Source organism: Zobellia alginiliquefaciens (assembly GCF_029323795.1).
GTDB lineage: Bacteria > Bacteroidota > Bacteroidia > Flavobacteriales > Flavobacteriaceae > Zobellia > Zobellia alginiliquefaciens.
The window spans coordinates 2,500,345-2,518,890 of record NZ_CP119758.1 but is presented as its reverse complement, the minus strand read 5'-3'; the positions used below and the strand labels follow the sequence as shown (position 1 = coordinate 2,518,890).

Here is an 18,546-nt window from a genome sequence, read left to right as displayed (position 1 = left end):
ACTCAATACTAAAAGATTATGAAAATAGCCATCATAGGAGCAGGTAACTTGGGCCTTTCCATCGCCAAAGGGATTTTAAATTCCAACGGAGCCACAACCATGTATCTTACCAAAAGAAATACGGCTGAAATAGAAGAATATGCCAACTATGGTAATGTTACCATTACTTCGGATAATCGTGAGGCCGTAAAAAAATCCGATATTATTATTTTGGCTGTTCAACCTAGTCAGCTTGAGAATATCTTGGAAAGCACTAAGGATTTGCTCACCGATAATCACGTGGTTATTTCTACTATTACCGGTTTTAGTATTGCTAAAATGGAAGCTATTCTTGGTTCGGATTATAATATTATCCGTAGTATGCCCAACACGGCTATTTCCGTAGGGCAATCTATGACCTGTATTTGTAGCAACGAAAATGGCAAAAAGAAAATTGAATTGGCCAAGGCTATTTTCAATCGTATGGGACATTCTATGGAAATCCCAGAAACGCAAATGCAGGCGGCAACGGTAATTTGCGCCAGTGGAGTTGCTTTTTGGATGCGCTTGATACGTGCCACCACCCAAGGTGCCATTCAGTTAGGTTTTGATGCCAAAGAGGCTCAAGAGTTAGCCATGCACACCTGTAGTGGCGCCGCTAGTTTATTAATCGAATCCGGTAGTCACCCCGAAGCGGAAATCGATAGGGTCACCACGCCAAAAGGCTGTACCATTCAAGGCTTGAACGAAATGGAACACCAAGGACTGAGCTCTTCCCTTATTCAGGGAATTGTAGCATCCTATGAAAAAATCAGTAGAATTAAAGAGAACCAGTTATAAAAACATCTCTCTAATAAAATACAAGAAGCTATGATTAGCTCAACAGTAAAAGTTATGAATTTATTTGATGTTTACCCATTATACGATGTAACCCCTGTATCGGCAAAGGGGATAGTAGTAACCGATGATAAAGGAACGGAATTTTTGGATTTTTACGGAGGTCACGCCGTAATCTCCATTGGTCATTCACACCCGCATTACGTAAAACGTCTTACGGACCAGCTAAATAAAATAGGTTTCTACAGCAACTCGGTTAAAAACCCGCTACAAGAAGAACTGGCTGCTAAACTCGGTCAGCTTTCAGGCTGTGAAAATTACAATCTGTTTTTGTGCAATTCAGGTGCCGAAGCTAATGAGAATGCGTTAAAACTAGCTTCCTTTCACACTGGAAAATCTAGAGTAATCGCCTTCACCAATGGCTTTCATGGGCGTACTTCTGCGGCCGTTGCGGCTACGGACAATCCAAAGATTAATGCACCTATCAATTTACAGCAAAAGGTGACATTTCTTCCTTTGAATGATTTAGAAGCTTTTAAAACTGAAATAGAAAAAGGCGATGTTTGTGCGGTGATCATAGAAACCATTCAAGGTGTTGGAGGTTTAGATGAACCAACAACCGATTTTTATCAGCAAGTGGCTCAATTATCGAAAATCAATAAAGCCATATTGATTGCCGATGAAGTACAGTGTGGTTTTGGGAGAAGTGGAAAGTTCTTCGCTTTTCAACATCATGATATACAACCGGATATTATCTCTGTAGCTAAAGGAATGGGTAACGGCTTTCCTGTTGGCGGCATTTTAATACATGAAGATATTAAAGCTTCCTACGGGTTATTAGGTACCACTTTTGGCGGAAATCATTTGGCTTCCGTAGCCACATTGGCGGTTTTAGAAGTTTTAGAGGAAGAAAAACTGATTGAAAACGCAGGTCATTTAGAGGGATACTTTAGAGCGCTAGCGGCAGAAATACCTCAAATTAAAAAAGTAAAAGGTAGAGGTTTAATGCTCGGACTAGAATTTGATTTTGAAGTGGCCGATTTAAGAAAGAGACTGATTCACGATCAACACTTATTTACAGGTGGTGCCAAAGACAAGCGTGTGCTTAGGGTACTACCTGCATTAAATATTACGGAAAACCATTTAGACACTTTTTTCACCGCTTTAAAAGCTGAATTGCAATGAGTTTATTATTGGATATAAAACAACGCAACGCCGTTCTTTCGGATATGGCCCATTTGATAAATCAAGAACGCTCAGCCATTCTTGAGGCCAATAAAAAGGATATGGAGGGTTATACAGGTGATGACCTTGCCATGCGTGATCGCCTTAAAGTTGACCAAGGCAAAATTGACGGTATGATTTTAAGCCTGCAACAACTTGCCACTCAAGAAGACCCATTGGGTGTAGAACGTTTTAGTTTTGAGCATGAAAACGGCATGCAGGTAAGCAATAAAACCGCTCCTTTCGGAACGATTCTTATTATTTATGAATCCAGACCGGATGTTACTATTGAGGCTGCCGGTATCGCTTTTAAATCTGGGAACAAAATTTTATTGAAGGGAGGTAAAGAATCCTTGAACAGTAATCTTTTGTTAGTGGATTTGTGGCACAAGGCACTTGAAGCCAATGAAGCTGAAGCGGACTGGGTGACTTATTTACAGTTCAACAGAACCGAAACTCAGGCATTTCTTGAAAAACCGACACAAAAGGTAGATTTGATTGTACCCAGAGGTGGTGAGCGACTTATTGCTTTTGTAAAACAGCATGCTACCTGCCCCGTTATTGTTAGCGGCCGTGGAAACAATTTCATTTATGTTGGTGAAGAAGCAGATTTAGAGATGGCCATAGACATTATTATTAATGGCAAGACTACTAAAATATCTGCTTGTAACGCAGTTGACAAAGTATTGATTTCTTCGGATTTGCCTAGAAAACAGCAGTTTCTTCAGCATTTGATTCAAGAATTAAAGAAAAGTAAGGTTGAGATTCTGGCCGATGAAGCTATTGCCGGAATGGAAGGAACAAAAGGCATTGAGGACGATAACATTTGGCACGAGGAGTTTCTAGATTATAAAATTGTAATTGGCCAAAGCTCGGACTTAGAAGATGCTATTTCTAAAATAAACACTTATGGTGGCGGGCATTCTGCATCAATTATAACGGCCAACAATGAGACTGCAGAATATTTCATGAATAATGTGGATACTGCCGCTGTCTATCATAATGCATCAACCCGCTTTACAGATGGAGGACAATTTGGTCTGGGTGGTGAATTAGCCATCAGTACCGATAAATTACACCAAAGAGGACCTATCGGCCTTCAACATTTGGTAACTAACAAATGGTACGTAAAAGGAAACGGGCAAACTAGAGGATAATTAAAGTATCATTGGCTCCTCATGATGAAAAAGAATACCTGATGAAAAAAAGGATTTTACTAAAAATCGGCACGAATACACTTACTAAGGAAACCAATCAGATTTCCCGTGGAAAAATAGAGGATATAGGTCGGCAAATAGCTGCTTTAAAAAACGATTATGAGTTTATCATAGTAAGTTCAGGAGCTATCGCTGCAGCCAAACAGTTCGTAAAATTAGAGCACAACGGTGGAGATATTGACGTAAAGCAAGCCTTGGCTGCAATAGGTCAGCCCCATTTAATGCGCATGTTTCAGGAAAGTTTTAGAGAGCTTGGTCTATTTGCCGCGCAATGTCTTTTATCGTATTCCGATTTTAAGAGTCCAAAATCCAAAGCCAATATTAAGAATACTATAGATGTTCTGGTTGCGAACAATTTTATTCCGATAATCAACGAAAATGATACGGTGGCAACCGATGAAATAAAATTTGGCGACAATGATAAGCTGGCGGCATTAACGGCCTCATTGCTGAAAGCCGACCTTTTAATGATTGCCACCAACACCAATGGCATATACACCAAAATATCCATAGAAAATGGGCAACCGGAAACTATCTCCGAAGTATTGGGAATTGATAGTTTGGAGCAAGAAATAAGTTCACATAAATCATCACATGGCACGGGCGGAATGCAATCTAAAGTTGAGGCGGCCACCATTGCACAAAAAGCAGGTATAGAAACTTGGATTGTAAACGGATTGAACGACAGCTTTATCACCGATGCTTTTAAAGGCTCGGGCAACCATACCAAAATAAAAACCAAAGACGGTCACTTTTTAGAAGACCAATGATGTAGAGAACATCCAAATAAAAATAAAACAGCACGAGAAATTTATTTAAAATGAAACATTACCTCTCCTTACAGGACATAGACTCGCTAGATAATTGGGTAGAAGAAGCAAGGGACTTAAAAGAAGACCCCAGAAAGCACAAAAACCTAGGTTCGGACAAAACTATTGGTTTGCTGTTCTTCAATAACAGTCTGCGTACGCGCCTAAGCACCCAAAAAGCGGCTATGAACCTTGGTTTGGAAGTTATTGTTATGAACTTTGGAAGCGAAGGATGGGCTTTGGAATATGCCGATGGAACCGTAATGGACCAAGGCACTTCCGAACATATCAAAGAAGCGGCTCAAGTTATTTCTCAGTACTGTGATATTGTTGCTATTAGGGCTTTCGCCGGATTACAGGACAAAGAAGAAGACGAAGCGGAAAAAGTATTAAACGGATTCAAAAAATACGCCAGCGTACCCATTGTAAATATGGAAAGTTCCGTAGGCCACCCATTACAGGCTTTGGCAGATGCCATAACCTTGGCCGAACAGAATACAAAAATAAGACCCAAAGTAGTACTCTCTTGGGCACCGCACCCTAAGGCTTTGCCACATGCCGTAGCCAATTCATTTGTAGAAATGATGCATATGCAAGATGCGGATTTTGTGATTACACATCCAGAGGGTTACGAATTAAACCCCGAAATTACCAAAGGGGCAACTATAGAATACGACCAGAAGAAGGCTTGTGAAAATGCCGATTTCATTTACGTAAAAAATTGGAGTAGTTATTCCGATTATGGCCAAGTGCTGAACCAAGATAAAAGTTGGACGATGACTCCTGAAAAAGTGGGCAAAGGCAAGTTTATGCATTGTCTTCCTGTGCGTAGAAATATGGTTGTTGCCGATGCTGTTTTAGATGGGGAGCAATCCCTTGTAATTGAACAAGCAAACAACCGAACCTATGCAGCTCAAATCGTTTTGAAGAAAATCTTGGAACAGTAAGCCCATGAAATTATCCATTATAAAAATTGGCGGAAACGTCATTGAAAACAAAGAAGAACTTTCTAAATTCCTAAAGGCATTTTCTGAATTGGAAGACCCAAAAATTCTAGTGCACGGTGGCGGAAAACTTGCCACCCAACTAGGGACTAGATTAGGAATAGAATCCAAGCTAATTGGTGGACGCCGAATAACAGACGAGCAAAGCCTTGAGCTGATTACCATGGTCTATGGCGGATTGGTCAATAAAAATATTGTAGCGGAATTGCAATCAAACAACTGCAATGCCATAGGACTTAGCGGCGCGGATGGCAACACCATTCAGGCACACAAAAGACCTGTAAAAGAAATTGATTACGGTTTTGCCGGAGATGTTGACGGCGTAGATTCATCCACCATCTCAAAGCTTTTAGAAGCTGGGCTTACCCCTGTTTTCTGTGCAATGACTCATGATGGCAACGGACAATTGTTGAACACCAACGCAGACACGATTGCATCCGAACTGGCGATTGGCATGAGCGAAAATTATGAGACCACCCTATACTACTGTTTTGAAAAGAAGGGTGTTCTTATGGATGTCCACGATGAAGATTCGGTAGTAAAGCATATCGATAGCGAATCTTATAAGGACTTATTGGAACAGAAAGTCATTGCCGATGGCATGCTTCCAAAAATGGAAAACTGCTTTCATGCCCTAAAACAAAACGTACATCAGGTGCGTATTGGAAACATTGGCATGTTAGACCCTAAATCCACTTTATTCACTACCCTTAACCTATAAAAATGGAACAAGCAGCATTAACGCAAAAAGCGATAGATTTATTAAAAGAACTGATTTCGATTCAATCGTTTTCCTCCGAAGAAGAAAAAACTGCCGATGCCATCGAAAACTGGTTCCAGTCTTTTGACATTCCTTTTGAAAGGCATTTGAACAATGTTTGGGCAGTGAACAAGTATTTTGACGCGAGCAAACCAACCTTGCTTCTCAACTCTCACCACGATACTGTAAAACCGAACTCGGCTTATACGAGAGATCCTTTCAACCCGCATATTGAAGACGGCAAACTCTACGGTCTAGGCAGCAATGATGCCGGTGGCGCCTTGGTTTCGCTTATCGCGACATTCACCACCTACTACGCAGAAGAAAACCTGAATCACAACATTTTAATGGTGGCTTCCATGGAAGAAGAAAGTTCCGGTCCCAATAGTTTACGCGGACTACTACCTCACCTACCAAAAATAGATGTTGCTATTGTGGGTGAACCTACATTGCTGGATTTGGCCATAGCCGAAAAAGGACTCGTAGTTTTTGATGCAGTGATAAAAGGAACGCCATCACATGCCGCGCACCCAAATGACAACAACTCCATTTACAACACCATTGAAGTTCTAGATTGGTTCAAAAACTATACGTTCCCAAAAGTATCGGAAGTTTTGGGCCCGGTGAAATTGACCGTCACCCAAATTAGCGGAGGTTCTCAGCATAATGTAGTCCCTGCTCAGGTGGAATTGGTTATCGATGTACGTGTAAATGACAAATATACCAATGCAGAAATAGCAGAAATTTTAAAAAGAGATGCTCCCTGTGAAGTCAAAGAACGCTCATTGAGACTCAACTCTTCGGCTATTGATAAGGACCATCCGTTGATACAATCAGGAATTGCATTGGGAAGAAAAACTTATGGTTCCCCTACCCTTTCTGATCAAGCTGCCTTAACTTGCCAATCCCTTAAATTAGGACCTGGCGACAGTACACGTTCACATTCGGCAGATGAATATATCTACGTCAAAGAAATTGAAGACGGGATTGATTTGTACATTAACTTATTAAAAGGATTTATAAAATAGTTTCTAGTAAAAAGTTAATAGTTCGAAGATGTATAATTATAAAGAGCTTATTGTTTGGCAAAAGTCAATGACCTTAGTTGAAAAGTTTATAAATTGACATCTAATTTTCCTGCCGAGGAAAAATTTGGACTTACAAGCCAAATACGAAGATGCGCCGTTTCCATACCTAGCAATATTGCAGAAGGAACCGGAAGGAAATCAAAGAAAGTATTTCGCCAATTTTTAGAAATTTCCAACGGATCTATTAATGAACTAAAAACACAATTGGAGATATCAAAAAGAATTGGATTTCTGGCTGAAACAGACTTAGAAGATACTTTTGCCTTATGCGATGAGGTCCAGAAAATGACCTTTACTTTAATCAAAAAATATAGTGACTTTTAACTATAAACTTAAAACTTATAACTAAAAAATGAAACTCTGGGATAAAGGCTTTAGCACCGATAAAAAAATAGACCATTTTACTGTTGGAAACGACCGTGAATTAGACTTACAATTAGCAAAATACGATGTCATTGCTTCACAAGCGCATGCCAAGATGTTGGGGAAAATAGGATTGCTGACCGAGGAAGAAACCAACTCCTTGGTAAAAGAATTGGATGCTATAGCCGATACCATAGAAAAAGGCGAATTTGTCATTGAGGATTCATTTGAGGATATGCACTCAAAAATAGAATATGTACTCACCGAAAAACTTGGTGATACCGGCAAAAAAATACACACTGCACGGTCAAGAAACGACCAAGTTTTGGTGGCCATGCACCTCTATTTAAAAAACGAGCTTTCAGAAATAAAATCAGGAACAAAAGAGCTTTTTGACTTGTTACTAGAATTGGCGGAAAAGCACAAAGATGTTTTGCTTCCCGGATATACCCACTTACAAATTGCCATGCCGTCTTCATTCGGTCTTTGGTTATCTGCTTATGCGGAAAGTCTTATAGACGATTTATATTTTGTGGATGCCGCTTTTAAAGTAGCAGATCAGAATCCATTGGGCAGTGCTGCCGGATATGGAAGTTCTTTTCCTATCGACCGAAGTTTTACGACTGAGGAAATGGGTTTTGAGACATTAAAATACAATGTAGTTGCCGCTCAAATGGGACGTGGAAAAGTGGAGAAAGCTACAGCCTTTGGGATGGCGAATATTGCCGCTACCCTATCAAAACTGGCAATGGACATCTGTTTATACATGAGCCAGAATTTCAATTTTCTGTCTTTCCCAGATGAGTTGACGACTGGCAGTAGCATTATGCCACACAAGAAAAATCCAGATGTTTTTGAATTGGTGAGGGGAAAATGCAACAAGCTTCAGAGCATACCCAATCAGTTGACATTAGTGATTAACAACCTACCAAGCGGGTATCACCGTGATTTGCAATTGGTGAAAGAAATTATCGTACCCGCCATTCAGGATATGAAAGCTTGTATTGAGATTTTGACTTTCAGCCTAAAGGAAATGCAAGTGAATAAAGGCATTTTAGAAGATCCAAAGTACGATTACCTCTTCAGTGTAGACACCTTAAACGAATTGGTCCAGAGCGGAATGCCTTTTAGAGATGCCTACAAAAAAATGGGGCAAGAAATTCAAGAAGGTACTTTTAGCCCAAAACGAGATATTCACCATACGCATGAAGGAAGTCTGGGTAATTTGTGTTTAGATGAGATTAGAGGGAAAATGGATAAGATTTAATATTTTAGCAGTAAACGAATAGCCTTTATGAACAGACCAACACAATTCCGTACCTTTTCTTTATTTACATTGTTCTTTTGGTCAATACTTGTTCTACAGGCCCAAGACACCTACCAAAGAAATACTTCTGCTGATGTACAGGGATATGTTTTTGGACTTTCGCTAAACGACGAATCGAACCAAATAAAAGGCGAGGCCGAAATTACCGTCAATTTTAAAAAGGGGGTGAATCCATTTGCATTGGATTTGATTGCCAAGTCCGAGAGTTATGGTATGACTATCACCCAGGTTTTAGAAGGTGATACGGCGGCAAATTTCACGTTTGAGAATAATAAAATCAACATCACCCCTACGTCCTCCGAGGTAAAAACAAGAACCTACAAAGTGGTCTATGAAGGTATTCCCGAAAGAGGTCTTGTTATTGATACCACTAAATTTGGTCAACGCTCTTTCTTTGGCGACAACTGGCCCAACTTGGCGCGGCATTGGCTTCCATCGGTAGACCACCCATCCGATAAGGCTACGATTGAATTTAGAATTACCGCCCCAGACCATTACGATGTGGTAGCAACAGGTGAAAAATTAGAGGAAAGCAACCTGGGCAACGGATTAAAATTGACCACTTATAAAGAACCTGCTCCTGTAGCCATGAAAGTGGTTACTATTGGCGTGACCAAATTTGCAAGCACATTGCTGGACGAGGTTTACAATATTCCTGTTTCTGCATGGGTATATCCTGAAAATAGACTGGATGGTTTTTCTGATTATGGTGTAGCAACCAAAGTACTGGAGTATTTTATAGATAACATTGGTCCGTATTCATATGCCAAACTTGCCAATATGCAGGCAAAGACACAATGGGGCGGATTGGAAAACGCAGGAACCATTGCCTATTTTGAAAATTCCGTGACCGGAAAAAATGAAGTGGAAGGACTCATTGCACACGAAATAGCCCACCAATGGTTTGGTAATTCAGCCAGTGAAAACGACTGGAACCATGTGTGGCTCAGTGAAGGTTTTGCTACCTACTTTGCTATTCTGTACCAAGAAAGCGTCTACGGAAATGAAAAACGAAAAGAGGAATTAGAGCTAGACCATAAGCAAATTATCGATTATTACGCAAAGAACCCATCTCCTATTGTGGACTCTAGCATAACCGACCCCATGCGGGTGTTAAGCATCAACACCTACCAAAAAGGGGGTTGGGTATTGAACATGCTACGCTATAAACTGGGTAACGAAACTTTTTGGAAAGGCATACGGGCTTACTACAAAGCATTTCAAAACTCCAATGCAATGTCTGCCGACTTTCAGGAAATAATGGAAGAGGTTTCGGGCGAAGACCTGAGCGAGTTCTTTCAGCAGTGGTTATTTGTAAAAGGATACCCCGAACTGAAGTGGGATTGGAGCTATAACAAGAAGAAATTGCAAATCAATCTTACTCAAGTTCAGGAGCATCACATTTTTAAATTTCCAATTGAAATAGGTGTAGTAAAAGATGGGAAAACCGTCATCTACAAAATGGATATGGAGAACGCTAGAAAGAGCTTAACTATTAAACTGGACTACCAACCGGACGATGTAATTCTTGACCCGGAATCTTGGTTGTTGTTTGAAGAGAAAGGCGAGTAATATTCTACTCCTTGATATAAATAAGAAATACGAATCTTTATAAAAAGACAAAACCGATACGGATATCGGTCTTAAGGCATCTTCTTTACTCGGTTGACCAAGTAAATTGCTCTGCAAAGATGTAGTTTTTATAATTCACATAGGTTATGGCAACCTTATGCTATAGTTATGATAACGAATCTATTATTTAATCATACCTAAATTAACCACTTCTTGTTCCGTTAGGTAGCGCCAATGTCCCCTAGGCAAGTCTTTTTTGGTAAGTCCTGCATAAACCACACGGTCCAATTTTACAATTTCGTAGCCTAACGTTTCAAAAATACGTTGCTCAATATTGGTACGGGTACTGAAGATTTCCATACCCACTTGGTTCTTGGGTGCCTTGTCTACAAAGCTAACGTCTTGTACTTTTATCACCTTTTCATCTACAAGAATACCTTCTTGAATCTTTTTCAAATCGGCACTGCGTAAAGGCTTGTTAAGTTCAATATGAAATATCTTTCTCAGTCCGTTTTTAGGACTGTTCAAACGCTTTGTTAAATCACCATCATTGGTAAACAATAAAAGCCCCATAGTATCTTTACTCAGTTTTCCTACTGGTTTCAACTCGGTCTTTGTGGCTTTAGAAATCAAACCAATAGCTGTACGCCTACCCTGCTCGTTACGAGCCGCAGTGGTAAAGTCTTTTGGCTTATTCAATAAAACATATTCTTTTTTTATTGGATTCAATAAACGTCCATCAAACTTAACCTCATCGGTAAGTTTTACTTTGTAACCCATTTCGATTACTGGTTTTCCGTTTACGGTAACACTACCTGCGGAAATATAAATATCTGCTTCTCTACGTGAACACACACCAGAGTTGGCCACATATTTGTTCAAACGAATCAAATTTGGGTCTGATGGTTTTTGAGGTGTTTGTTCCGTTTTCTTTCTTATTGGCGAATTGCCACGCGCATAACTCTTCTTACGAAAAGTACCACCTTGTCTGCCTGACGCTCTCTTATCATTGTTGGAATCTGATCTACCCATGTCTATAATTTATGCAAAGGTAGCTTTAATCTTTGAACTCTACAGTAGATTGACGCTCCCTATTTACCATAAGCTTCGTAATATCAGGTCTTGAGTAGTGACCTGCGGGGTCAAAATTCTGTCGTTCTTCATAAACCCTATTAAAGTCGAGGTTTTGAAACAACAGCCCTTCTTTGTTTATTACTGGTTCTAACAACCATTCACCATCCGGCCCAGCAACACAAGAACCCCCATTGGCCATAACCTCTGGTGCCTTTTTCAATATTTCTTCTAAATGCGGTGTGGTTTGAGGAAAATCTTCCCTTTTCATCAAAGACGAAACTGAAATAACGAAACTACGAGACTCCCTTGCTATAAAACGGGTAATGTCTTTGGTATTATACTCACTTCCAGGCCAAACCGCAATGTGTAAGTTTTCACCTTGTCCGTAAAGTGCCGTACGCGGTAAAGGCATCCAATTCTCCCAGCAATTGAGTCCACCAACTGTAAATTGTTTAAGTGAATGCACCTGAAGTCCGTTACCATCACCTGACGCCCAAGTCAATCGCTCGTCATAGGTGGGTTGTAGTTTACGGTGAACGGATTTTATAACTCCATCCGAATCAACATAGACAAGGGAACAATAGAGACTGTGCCCACCTCTATTTTGGGCTCTTTCAATAATGCCCAGATAAATAGCAATTTTGTTTTTCTTTGCCAATTTACAAATAGAATCTAATTCCCCTAATTCTATTTGAACTGCGTTTCGCGCATAATGGGCATGCAATTCTTTGTTGACCTTAGTATCCCAAGCAGCTCCATCCGTTAATTCCAACCAAAACGGGTAACCGGGTAAAAGAGCTTCCCCAAAAACAATAAGTTCTGATTTTTCTTTTGCCGCGTCCAGAATCGTCGTTTCTATTTTCTTAAGCGTAGCCTCTTTATCTAGCCATACCGGTGAAATTTGAGCTAAGGCTACTTTCAATATATTTTCCATTACAAAATCCGATTTAAAACGAGGTCCACATCTATCAGTAAAATACTAAAGACACCAACAATGATTATGAGTTTAAGAATGTTGTGCAACCAAACGTAGTCTTTCTTGGTTTTAGACTTTACAAGCAAAAACAGAAACAAAATCAGAAGTACAACACACACCATAAAATAGTAATTCATATAACCCACATCAAACTTCAATATCAACAACAACGAAGGAATTAATGTGAGAAGAATTAATATGGAGATAAGAATTTTAGACACCTTGCCACCCCACAGAATAGGAATAGTCTTATAATTTTGGGCTAAATCACCCTTAAGGTTTTCCAGATCTTTTATCATTTCTCGCGCTAAAATCAGGAGAAACAAGAACATAGCATGGACAAAAATGACATGTTCAAAATTTTTGTAATACACGAAGACTGCAAAAAACGGTGCAATTGCCAAAGTGGCCGAAACAAAGTTTCCAACAAACGGCAACCGTTTGAGCTTATGCGAATAGAACCAAATTCCGAAAATATAGGCCGAGAAGAAAAAGACGGCTTTAAACGATACATAACTTGCCGCAATGACCGCTAAAAAATTAAGAATAAAATAGGTCGTCAGCTTAAACTGTTGCCCAACAAACCTATCTATCATGCTCTTTCTAGGCTTGTTTATTAGGTCTTTTTCCGCATCATAGAAGTTGTTGATGATATACCCACTAGCAATGATCAAAGCAGAAGAAACGACAATAATAAAAAGATTTAAATCAAAAACTACCTCGCGGACACGCAGTTGATGTGCCAAAATATAGATAGACGCTAGATACTGCGCCAAAATAACCATAAGAATATTATACCCACGAACAACAGAAAACAGACTGAATACTTTCAACAGTAAAAGTCTATTTTTTCTACTTAGCATGTATATGAGGGTTTTTAGAAGTTGTAAACCACTTCTAAATTGTAGCCCTTCAATGCTTTTTTAGCTTTTTCTAAATCTTCTGCAAAACCGAGAATATAGCCGCCGCCGCCAGAACCACAAAGTTTAAGATAATAGTCATTTGTCTCAATACCTTTTTTCCACAAGTCATGAAACTTTGCTGGTATCATAGGCTTAAAGTTATCGAGAACTACATGTGATAATTGTTTCAAATTTCCGAAAAGCGATTTTACGTTTCCGCTTACAAAATCCTCAACACAGGCATCCGTGTGTTTTATGAACTGGTCTTTTATCATATTACGAAAACCTTCTTGCTTCATTTTTTCCATGAAAATCTGAACCATGGGCGCCGTTTCACCAGTAGAACCACTATCTAACAAAAATACCGCTCCTTTCCCTTCAGGGTTTTGGGTGGGTATACTTGTAGATTCTATATTGTCTTTTGAATTGATAAGGATAGGAATGCTCAAATAACTGTTCAATGGATCTAGTCCTGAAGACTTACCATGAAAAAAAGACTCCATCTTACCAAAAATCTCTTTTAAAGTCAACAATTTTTCGCGTGTCAGATTTTCTAGAACCGTGATTTTATCTTGTGCATATTTATCGTAAATAGCAGCAACCAATGCACCACTACTTCCCACGCCGTAACCTTGTGGAATAGAACTATCAAAATACATTCCGCCGGAAACATCAGCTTTTAGGGCATCAAAATCAAAAGAAACCAATTCAGGACTATTCTTATGTACCATCTCCAGATAACCTACATATTCACGTAGACTTGCATTGGATTTCTTTGCTATGTCAGATGGATTTTCGTCGGTCTTTAAAGCTCCCTTAAAAAAGTTATAAGGAATAGAAAGCCCTTTTGAATCTTTAATGATTCCGTATTCTCCGAAGAGAAGAATTTTTGAATAAAATAATGGTCCTTTCATTATATAGTTGGTTAGCTACGGTGCAAAAATACGAAATATACTTTTGATGATTCTACATTTCTGCCCCGTAACACGATTAACGCTACAATTTTATCTTTTAAAACCCAAAACCTCTAGTAGTAAGTCGAATAAACCTCTTCATTCTTACTTATCACCATTTCAATCGGTTGTTGAGTTATAAAAAAGTATGCTATATATACGTTCTAACTGGTCCTTCGGATTTGTATTCCGTACATTTAATGAGGTACTAACGGCCTACATACATTTTAATTATAAGAAATTTAGTTTATTTTTTGAGACCCCTTTCCTACGAAATCATGAATAAACTGTCCGTTTTGACAATAGACGGCCAGCTCATCGTTAATAAATCGTTGTACCTCTTCTTTTTCATTATCCGGGTAAAGCACATGAACGTTCGCCCCAGCATCTAGGGTAAAGCATACATGAGTTTTTGAACTTTCACGGAAAGCCCATATTTTATTTATAATCTCAAGTGTATTGGGTTTCATTAAAATAAAATATGGCAGACTTGTCATCATCATAGCATGAAGCGTTAATGCCTCACTTTCAACAATGGAAATTAGGCTCTTCAAGTCTCCTGAAGCAAAAACCGATTCCAGTTTTGATAAATTTTCGTGTGCCTGTGCAAATCGCTGTTCCGCAAAAGGATGATTGTGCATCAGGTCATGTCCTACCGTACTGCTTACTTGCTTTTGCCCTTTATCCACCAATAGAATGGTATCGCAATAATTTTGAAAAACAGGGTGTACTTTATGGGGATATTCTATTCCGAATAAATTTGAACTGCCTTTAATTCCTGCATGTTCTCCCCACTGCACCAAACTACCTTTTATACTTCTCGCAGCACTACCCGACCCTAACCGCGCTAAAAAGGAAGCCTTTTGGTTGAAAAATTCCACCGTCATATCTGGATTTAAGCTCTTTTCGATATTCATCAAACAAAGTGCTAGTGCGCTCATACCGGAAGCAGACGAAGCTATACCACTACTATGCGGAAAAGAATTAGACGTTTCAATCTCAAAATGATAGTTTTTTAAAAACGGAAGGTACTCGTACACCCGCTTAAAGAAAGTATTGATTTTTGGTTTGAATCCCTCTTCTTTTTTACCATCCAAAGAAACCTCAAAAGAAAATGCTTTACTTTCCTTCTTTAATTTGGAATAGGTAAGCGTTGTGACCGTAGCACATTCGTTCAAAGTAAAACTAATGGACGGGTTTGCAGGAATCTGGTTTGTTTTCTTCCCCCAATATTTCACCAAGGCAATATTACTGGGCGATTTGTAGGTTGTTTTTCCTGACGGAATATCAATCTTATATGGGGAAGGAATAAATTCTTTTTCGGTCATCGAGAAATATTTTGTGCAAAGATAGTTTTTACCAAGATTGTGATGGCGCTCAATGGAATAAATCACTAATTTAGGGGTCAACGCATATTAATTTGAAAAAGAAAGCCCTCTACATCTTCTATGCTGTCTGTATTTGCTTGGCTATTGGTTTCTTATCCAGTTATGCCACTCAAAGCTCGGTAAACGACTGGTTCACCACCTTGAACAAACCCAGTTTCAACCCACCTAATTGGCTTTTTGCTCCGGTTTGGACGGTTCTTTATATCATGATGGGAGTAGCTGCGGGTGTCGTATGGGCCAAAGGTTTTTATCATCTTTGGGTACAGACCGCACTTTATCATTTTGGGTTTCAACTGATGCTGAATGCCGCTTGGAGCATTGTTTTCTTTGGATTAAAAGAACCGTTTTATGCGTTGCTAGTGATTATAGCATTGCTTATTGTTCTTTCAATAACCATAAAATGGTTTAAAGTAGTTAGTAAACCGGCCGCATGGCTATTGGCACCCTACTTCCTATGGGTTTGTTTTGCCACGGTTTTAAACTACAAACTCTGGGAGCTCAACTAATTCTAAGAAGATATTTCAAGTAATTTTACCATCGTGGCATGGTTACGGGTTGTAGACTCTACTTTTAGTTTTCTTTCCACAAGGTTGTTATTAAGTTTTGCTTTTCCATAACCTGTTTTACAAAATAAGTACACACAACTATTGGTAATTTTGAACTCCTCGTTCACATACTCTTCTGAAGAGAAAGCTTCAACAAATTCTAGTTCCGGTGGATTTTTCAAAAGCACAAAATACACCTGCTTTTGAGCAATTGCCTCAGCATTGGTATAAGGATTATCGTTGAATATTTTTTCCAGATTTGCTCGCGTCTTGACCAGAACAGGTACTTCAAAGCCAAAAGTAATCTGTATGTTTTTTGTAATTGAAGTTGCCAATTTAGCGGTGCTTTCCTCTTGACTTTCAAAGACCACATTACCACTTTGAATATAGGTCTTTACATTCAAAAACCCCATGTTCGTTAGCATGTTCCGCAATTCTGCCATTGGCACTTTCTTCTTTCCGCTTACGTTTATTCCCCGTAAAAGTGCAATATAAGTTGTCATCTAGAAACTTTTAGCAATCGCTTGGGCAGCAATATATCCACCTGTCCATGCATTTTGAAAATTAAACCCGCCTGTTATGGCATCTACATTAATCACCTCCCCGGCAAAGTACATTCCTGACAATTTTTTGCTCTCGTATGTTTTGAAATTCACTTCTTTCAAATCAATACCTCCCGCGGTAACAAACTCTTCTTTAAAGGTGCTTTTACCGTCAATTTTAAGCTCACATTCAGTTAGTTGACGCGCCAATTTCTCCAATTGAACTTTAGTTACCTCAGCCCACTTATCCGTTTCGGAAATATCCGAAGCGCGTACCAGGTTTGTCCATAAGCGGCGTGGTACTTCCACCGCTTTCGTACGTAGCACGGTTTTCTTGGCTTCCACCTCTTTAATTTCCAAGAACAGCCCCATAAGGCCTTCAAAATTATACTCCGGCAACCAATTCACACGTATTTTAAACCGGTATTCCATTCCATTCAATATACGTGCTCCCCAAGCGGACAATTTTAAAATAGCGGGACCGCTCAAACCCCAGTGGGTAATCAATAGCGGTCCGTCAGAAGTTAATAGAGCGCTTTTAGCATTCTTGCTCTTCAACTGTGTGGTAACTTTGGATTGGTACAAGCGATTTTCAAATACCTCAACCTGAGCCATAGTACTTACCCCTGGAATACCGGAAATCCGTTCGTCCTTACAATTAAAGGTAAACAGCGAAGGCACTGCGGTTACTACAGTATGGCCTAGCTCCTCTAAAAGCTTCCATATTTTAGGATTGCTTCCAGTAGCCACTACCAATTTTTGGCTCTTGTAGCTATGTTTTATCGTGGTGATTTTCCATCCCTCAGCATTGTCCTCCGACTGAACTTTTTCAATTTTGGAAACTGCACTATGCTTCAGTATATTTATGCCCAAACGTTCTGCTTCACTTAAAAAACAATCGATAATTGTTTGCGATGAATCCGACTCGGGAAACATTCTTCCATCCGCCTCAATTTTAATGCTGATTCCCCTTTCTTCAAAAAAAGCAACGGTATCACCACTGCAATAGGTATGAAAAGGACCAATAAGTTCTTTTTCCCCTCTAGGATAATTTTTGGTAAGTTCCCGCGGGTCAAACTCAGCGTGAGTGACATTACACCTGCCACCACCCGAAACCTTTACTTTGCCAAGAACCTCTTTTCCGCGCTCAAGGATAGCTATTTTAAGATGGGGCTTTGCCTCTGCAATATGAATTGCTGTGTAAAACCCGGCAGCACCACCACCTATTACAATTACATCAAACATTAATCTACGCGTTCAGGATAATTGGTAATGATACCGTCAACTCCGAACCGCTTCATTTGAAGAATATCTTGTGGCTCGTTCACCGTCCACGGGTAAATTTTAAAACCGGCCTCTTTTATTTTTAAGTTGTTCTCCGCTGTAAGTTGTTTAAAACTTGGGTTAATAGCTTCGGCATTCAACTCTTTTCCGACTTCAAGAGCATCAAGGGGATTCTCACCGATCAGAATGGCAATCCTCACCTCTGAATTGGCTTTTCGCATATCCCGCAACTCATCCCACTCAAAACTGGAAATTATAAAATCGTTGAGCCTCCATTTTCCGGAGTTCACTTCTGCCTCTATCATTCTATTTACGTCAGTTGCCGTATTTCTGCCCTTCAATTCAATGTTGAGTTCGGTTTTTCCTCCCATCACATCCAACACCTCTTGAAGCGTTGGTATTTGATGGCCACCATTGACCTTCAACGCCTTCAATTCGGCCAAAGTATAATTTTCTATTTCACCTTTTCCATCGGTCAGGCGTTCTACCGTGTCATCATGAAAAACAACGATTTCTCCGCTTTTTATTTTGAAAACGTCTATTTCAAGCATATCCACACCCATTTCCATGGCCTTTTCGATAGAGGCAATAGTATTTTCGGTTTCATGGCCCATTGCTCCCCGATGACCAATAACAAGCGGTTTCTTATTTTCCATACAACTCGATACAATTAAAAGGCAAAAAACAACTAGAATGGACAAT

The 18,546-nt window shown here is 39.5% G+C and carries 19 protein-coding genes; 11 read left to right on the top strand and 8 right to left on the bottom strand.

Going from position 1 to position 18,546, the window contains the following annotated elements; genetic code table 11:
• Positions 1-18 precede the first annotated feature (18 nt).
• The 10 genes from proC to P0077_RS10515 all read left to right on the top strand — a co-directional run bounded on the left by proC (position 19) and on the right by P0077_RS10515 (position 10,180).
• On the top strand, positions 19-819 hold the full coding sequence (proC, locus tag P0077_RS10560; RefSeq protein ID WP_276169141.1) for a pyrroline-5-carboxylate reductase: 801 nt from the start codon (positions 19-21) through the stop codon (positions 817-819).
• A gap of 54 nt (positions 820-873) precedes the next feature.
• Complete coding sequence (locus tag P0077_RS10555) at positions 874-2,001, top strand: aspartate aminotransferase family protein (RefSeq protein ID WP_276169140.1); 1,128 nt, start codon at positions 874-876, stop codon at positions 1,999-2,001.
• Positions 1,998-3,197 (top strand): glutamate-5-semialdehyde dehydrogenase, encoded by a 1,200-nt coding sequence (locus P0077_RS10550; protein WP_276169139.1) that lies wholly within the window; start codon positions 1,998-2,000, stop codon positions 3,195-3,197. Before P0077_RS10555 ends, P0077_RS10550 begins: the two co-directional genes overlap by 4 nt.
• Before the next feature lie 38 nt (positions 3,198-3,235).
• Positions 3,236-4,027 (top strand): glutamate 5-kinase, encoded by a 792-nt coding sequence (gene proB, locus P0077_RS10545; protein WP_194531118.1) that lies wholly within the window; start codon positions 3,236-3,238, stop codon positions 4,025-4,027.
• Positions 4,028-4,077: 50 nt separating this feature from the next.
• A complete protein-coding gene (locus P0077_RS10540; protein ID WP_276169138.1) occupies positions 4,078-5,013 on the top strand; it encodes a Rossmann-fold NAD(P)-binding domain-containing protein in 936 nt (311 codons plus the stop codon).
• Positions 5,014-5,017: 4 nt separating this feature from the next.
• Positions 5,018-5,791, top strand: a complete 774-nt coding sequence (gene argB, locus P0077_RS10535; RefSeq protein WP_276169137.1) for an acetylglutamate kinase — start codon at positions 5,018-5,020, stop codon at positions 5,789-5,791.
• A 2-nt stretch (positions 5,792-5,793) separates the two neighbouring features.
• Positions 5,794-6,858, top strand: a complete 1,065-nt coding sequence (locus P0077_RS10530; protein ID WP_276169136.1) for a M20 family metallo-hydrolase — start codon at positions 5,794-5,796, stop codon at positions 6,856-6,858.
• A 93-nt stretch (positions 6,859-6,951) separates the two neighbouring features.
• Positions 6,952-7,242: a four helix bundle protein gene (locus P0077_RS10525; protein WP_349292998.1), complete on the top strand. Its 291-nt coding sequence runs from the start codon at positions 6,952-6,954 to the stop codon at positions 7,240-7,242.
• 28 nt (positions 7,243-7,270) lie between these two features.
• Entirely contained in the window at positions 7,271-8,548 is a 1,278-nt protein-coding gene (argH, locus tag P0077_RS10520; protein WP_276169135.1) for an argininosuccinate lyase, read from the top strand.
• A 27-nt stretch (positions 8,549-8,575) separates the two neighbouring features.
• A complete protein-coding gene (locus P0077_RS10515) occupies positions 8,576-10,180 on the top strand; it encodes a M1 family metallopeptidase (RefSeq protein ID WP_276169134.1) in 1,605 nt (534 codons plus the stop codon).
• A gap of 183 nt (positions 10,181-10,363) precedes the next feature.
• Here P0077_RS10515 and P0077_RS10510 read toward each other — a convergent pair whose 3' ends face one another.
• The 5 genes from P0077_RS10510 to P0077_RS10490 all read right to left on the bottom strand — a co-directional run bounded on the left by P0077_RS10510 (position 10,364) and on the right by P0077_RS10490 (position 15,413).
• Positions 10,364-11,212, bottom strand: a complete 849-nt coding sequence (locus P0077_RS10510) for a pseudouridine synthase (RefSeq protein ID WP_276169133.1) — start codon at positions 11,210-11,212, stop codon at positions 10,364-10,366.
• 25 nt (positions 11,213-11,237) lie between these two features.
• Entirely contained in the window at positions 11,238-12,188 is a 951-nt protein-coding gene (locus tag P0077_RS10505) for a carbon-nitrogen hydrolase family protein (protein WP_276169132.1), read from the bottom strand.
• Positions 12,188-13,093, bottom strand: a complete 906-nt coding sequence (locus tag P0077_RS10500) for a geranylgeranylglycerol-phosphate geranylgeranyltransferase (protein ID WP_276169131.1) — start codon at positions 13,091-13,093, stop codon at positions 12,188-12,190. Before P0077_RS10500 ends, P0077_RS10505 begins: the two co-directional genes overlap by 1 nt.
• Positions 13,094-13,107: 14 nt before the next feature.
• The gene (locus tag P0077_RS10495; RefSeq protein WP_276169130.1) at positions 13,108-14,046 is read right to left on the bottom strand and encodes a mevalonate kinase family protein; all 939 of its coding nucleotides are present in this window, start codon (positions 14,044-14,046) and stop codon (positions 13,108-13,110) included.
• A gap of 281 nt (positions 14,047-14,327) precedes the next feature.
• Positions 14,328-15,413: a diphosphomevalonate decarboxylase gene (locus P0077_RS10490; RefSeq protein WP_276169129.1), complete on the bottom strand. Its 1,086-nt coding sequence runs from the start codon at positions 15,411-15,413 to the stop codon at positions 14,328-14,330.
• A 92-nt stretch (positions 15,414-15,505) separates the two neighbouring features.
• Between P0077_RS10490 and P0077_RS10485 the strand changes: the two genes are divergently transcribed.
• Complete coding sequence (locus P0077_RS10485; protein ID WP_276169128.1) at positions 15,506-15,979, top strand: TspO/MBR family protein; 474 nt, start codon at positions 15,506-15,508, stop codon at positions 15,977-15,979.
• A gap of 2 nt (positions 15,980-15,981) precedes the next feature.
• Here P0077_RS10485 and P0077_RS10480 read toward each other — a convergent pair whose 3' ends face one another.
• The 3 genes from P0077_RS10480 to P0077_RS10470 are packed head-to-tail and all read right to left on the bottom strand — an operon-like array spanning position 15,982 to position 18,500.
• The gene (locus P0077_RS10480) at positions 15,982-16,521 is read right to left on the bottom strand and encodes a DUF1697 domain-containing protein (protein ID WP_276169127.1); all 540 of its coding nucleotides are present in this window, start codon (positions 16,519-16,521) and stop codon (positions 15,982-15,984) included.
• Complete coding sequence (locus P0077_RS10475; protein ID WP_276169126.1) at positions 16,522-17,805, bottom strand: BaiN/RdsA family NAD(P)/FAD-dependent oxidoreductase; 1,284 nt, start codon at positions 17,803-17,805, stop codon at positions 16,522-16,524.
• Positions 17,805-18,500, bottom strand: a complete 696-nt coding sequence (locus P0077_RS10470) for a glycerophosphodiester phosphodiesterase (protein ID WP_276169125.1) — start codon at positions 18,498-18,500, stop codon at positions 17,805-17,807. Before P0077_RS10470 ends, P0077_RS10475 begins: the two co-directional genes overlap by 1 nt.
• Positions 18,501-18,546: the final 46 nt, after the last annotated feature.

What these genes read in the sequence shown, in the direction of transcription:
- proC (WP_276169141.1), top strand. Translation starts at nt 19, where the DNA reads ATGAAAATAGCCATCATAGGAGCAGGTAACTTGGGCCTTTCCATCGCC.
- P0077_RS10555 (WP_276169140.1), top strand. Translation starts at nt 874, where the DNA reads ATGAATTTATTTGATGTTTACCCATTATACGATGTAACCCCTGTATCG.
- P0077_RS10550 (WP_276169139.1), top strand. Translation starts at nt 1,998, where the DNA reads ATGAGTTTATTATTGGATATAAAACAACGCAACGCCGTTCTTTCGGAT.
- P0077_RS10540 (WP_276169138.1), top strand. Translation starts at nt 4,078, where the DNA reads ATGAAACATTACCTCTCCTTACAGGACATAGACTCGCTAGATAATTGG.
- argB (WP_276169137.1), top strand. Translation starts at nt 5,018, where the DNA reads ATGAAATTATCCATTATAAAAATTGGCGGAAACGTCATTGAAAACAAA.
- P0077_RS10530 (WP_276169136.1), top strand. Translation starts at nt 5,794, where the DNA reads ATGGAACAAGCAGCATTAACGCAAAAAGCGATAGATTTATTAAAAGAA.
- argH (WP_276169135.1), top strand. Translation starts at nt 7,271, where the DNA reads ATGAAACTCTGGGATAAAGGCTTTAGCACCGATAAAAAAATAGACCAT.
- P0077_RS10515 (WP_276169134.1), top strand. Translation starts at nt 8,576, where the DNA reads ATGAACAGACCAACACAATTCCGTACCTTTTCTTTATTTACATTGTTC.
- P0077_RS10510 (WP_276169133.1), bottom strand. Translation starts at nt 11,212, where the DNA reads ATGGGTAGATCAGATTCCAACAATGATAAGAGAGCGTCAGGCAGACAA.
- P0077_RS10505 (WP_276169132.1), bottom strand. Translation starts at nt 12,188, where the DNA reads ATGGAAAATATATTGAAAGTAGCCTTAGCTCAAATTTCACCGGTATGG.
- P0077_RS10500 (WP_276169131.1), bottom strand. Translation starts at nt 13,093, where the DNA reads ATGCTAAGTAGAAAAAATAGACTTTTACTGTTGAAAGTATTCAGTCTG.
- P0077_RS10495 (WP_276169130.1), bottom strand. Translation starts at nt 14,046, where the DNA reads ATGAAAGGACCATTATTTTATTCAAAAATTCTTCTCTTCGGAGAATAC.
- P0077_RS10490 (WP_276169129.1), bottom strand. Translation starts at nt 15,413, where the DNA reads ATGACCGAAAAAGAATTTATTCCTTCCCCATATAAGATTGATATTCCG.
- P0077_RS10480 (WP_276169127.1), bottom strand. Translation starts at nt 16,521, where the DNA reads ATGACAACTTATATTGCACTTTTACGGGGAATAAACGTAAGCGGAAAG.
- P0077_RS10475 (WP_276169126.1), bottom strand. Translation starts at nt 17,805, where the DNA reads ATGTTTGATGTAATTGTAATAGGTGGTGGTGCTGCCGGGTTTTACACA.
- P0077_RS10470 (WP_276169125.1), bottom strand. Translation starts at nt 18,500, where the DNA reads ATGGAAAATAAGAAACCGCTTGTTATTGGTCATCGGGGAGCAATGGGC.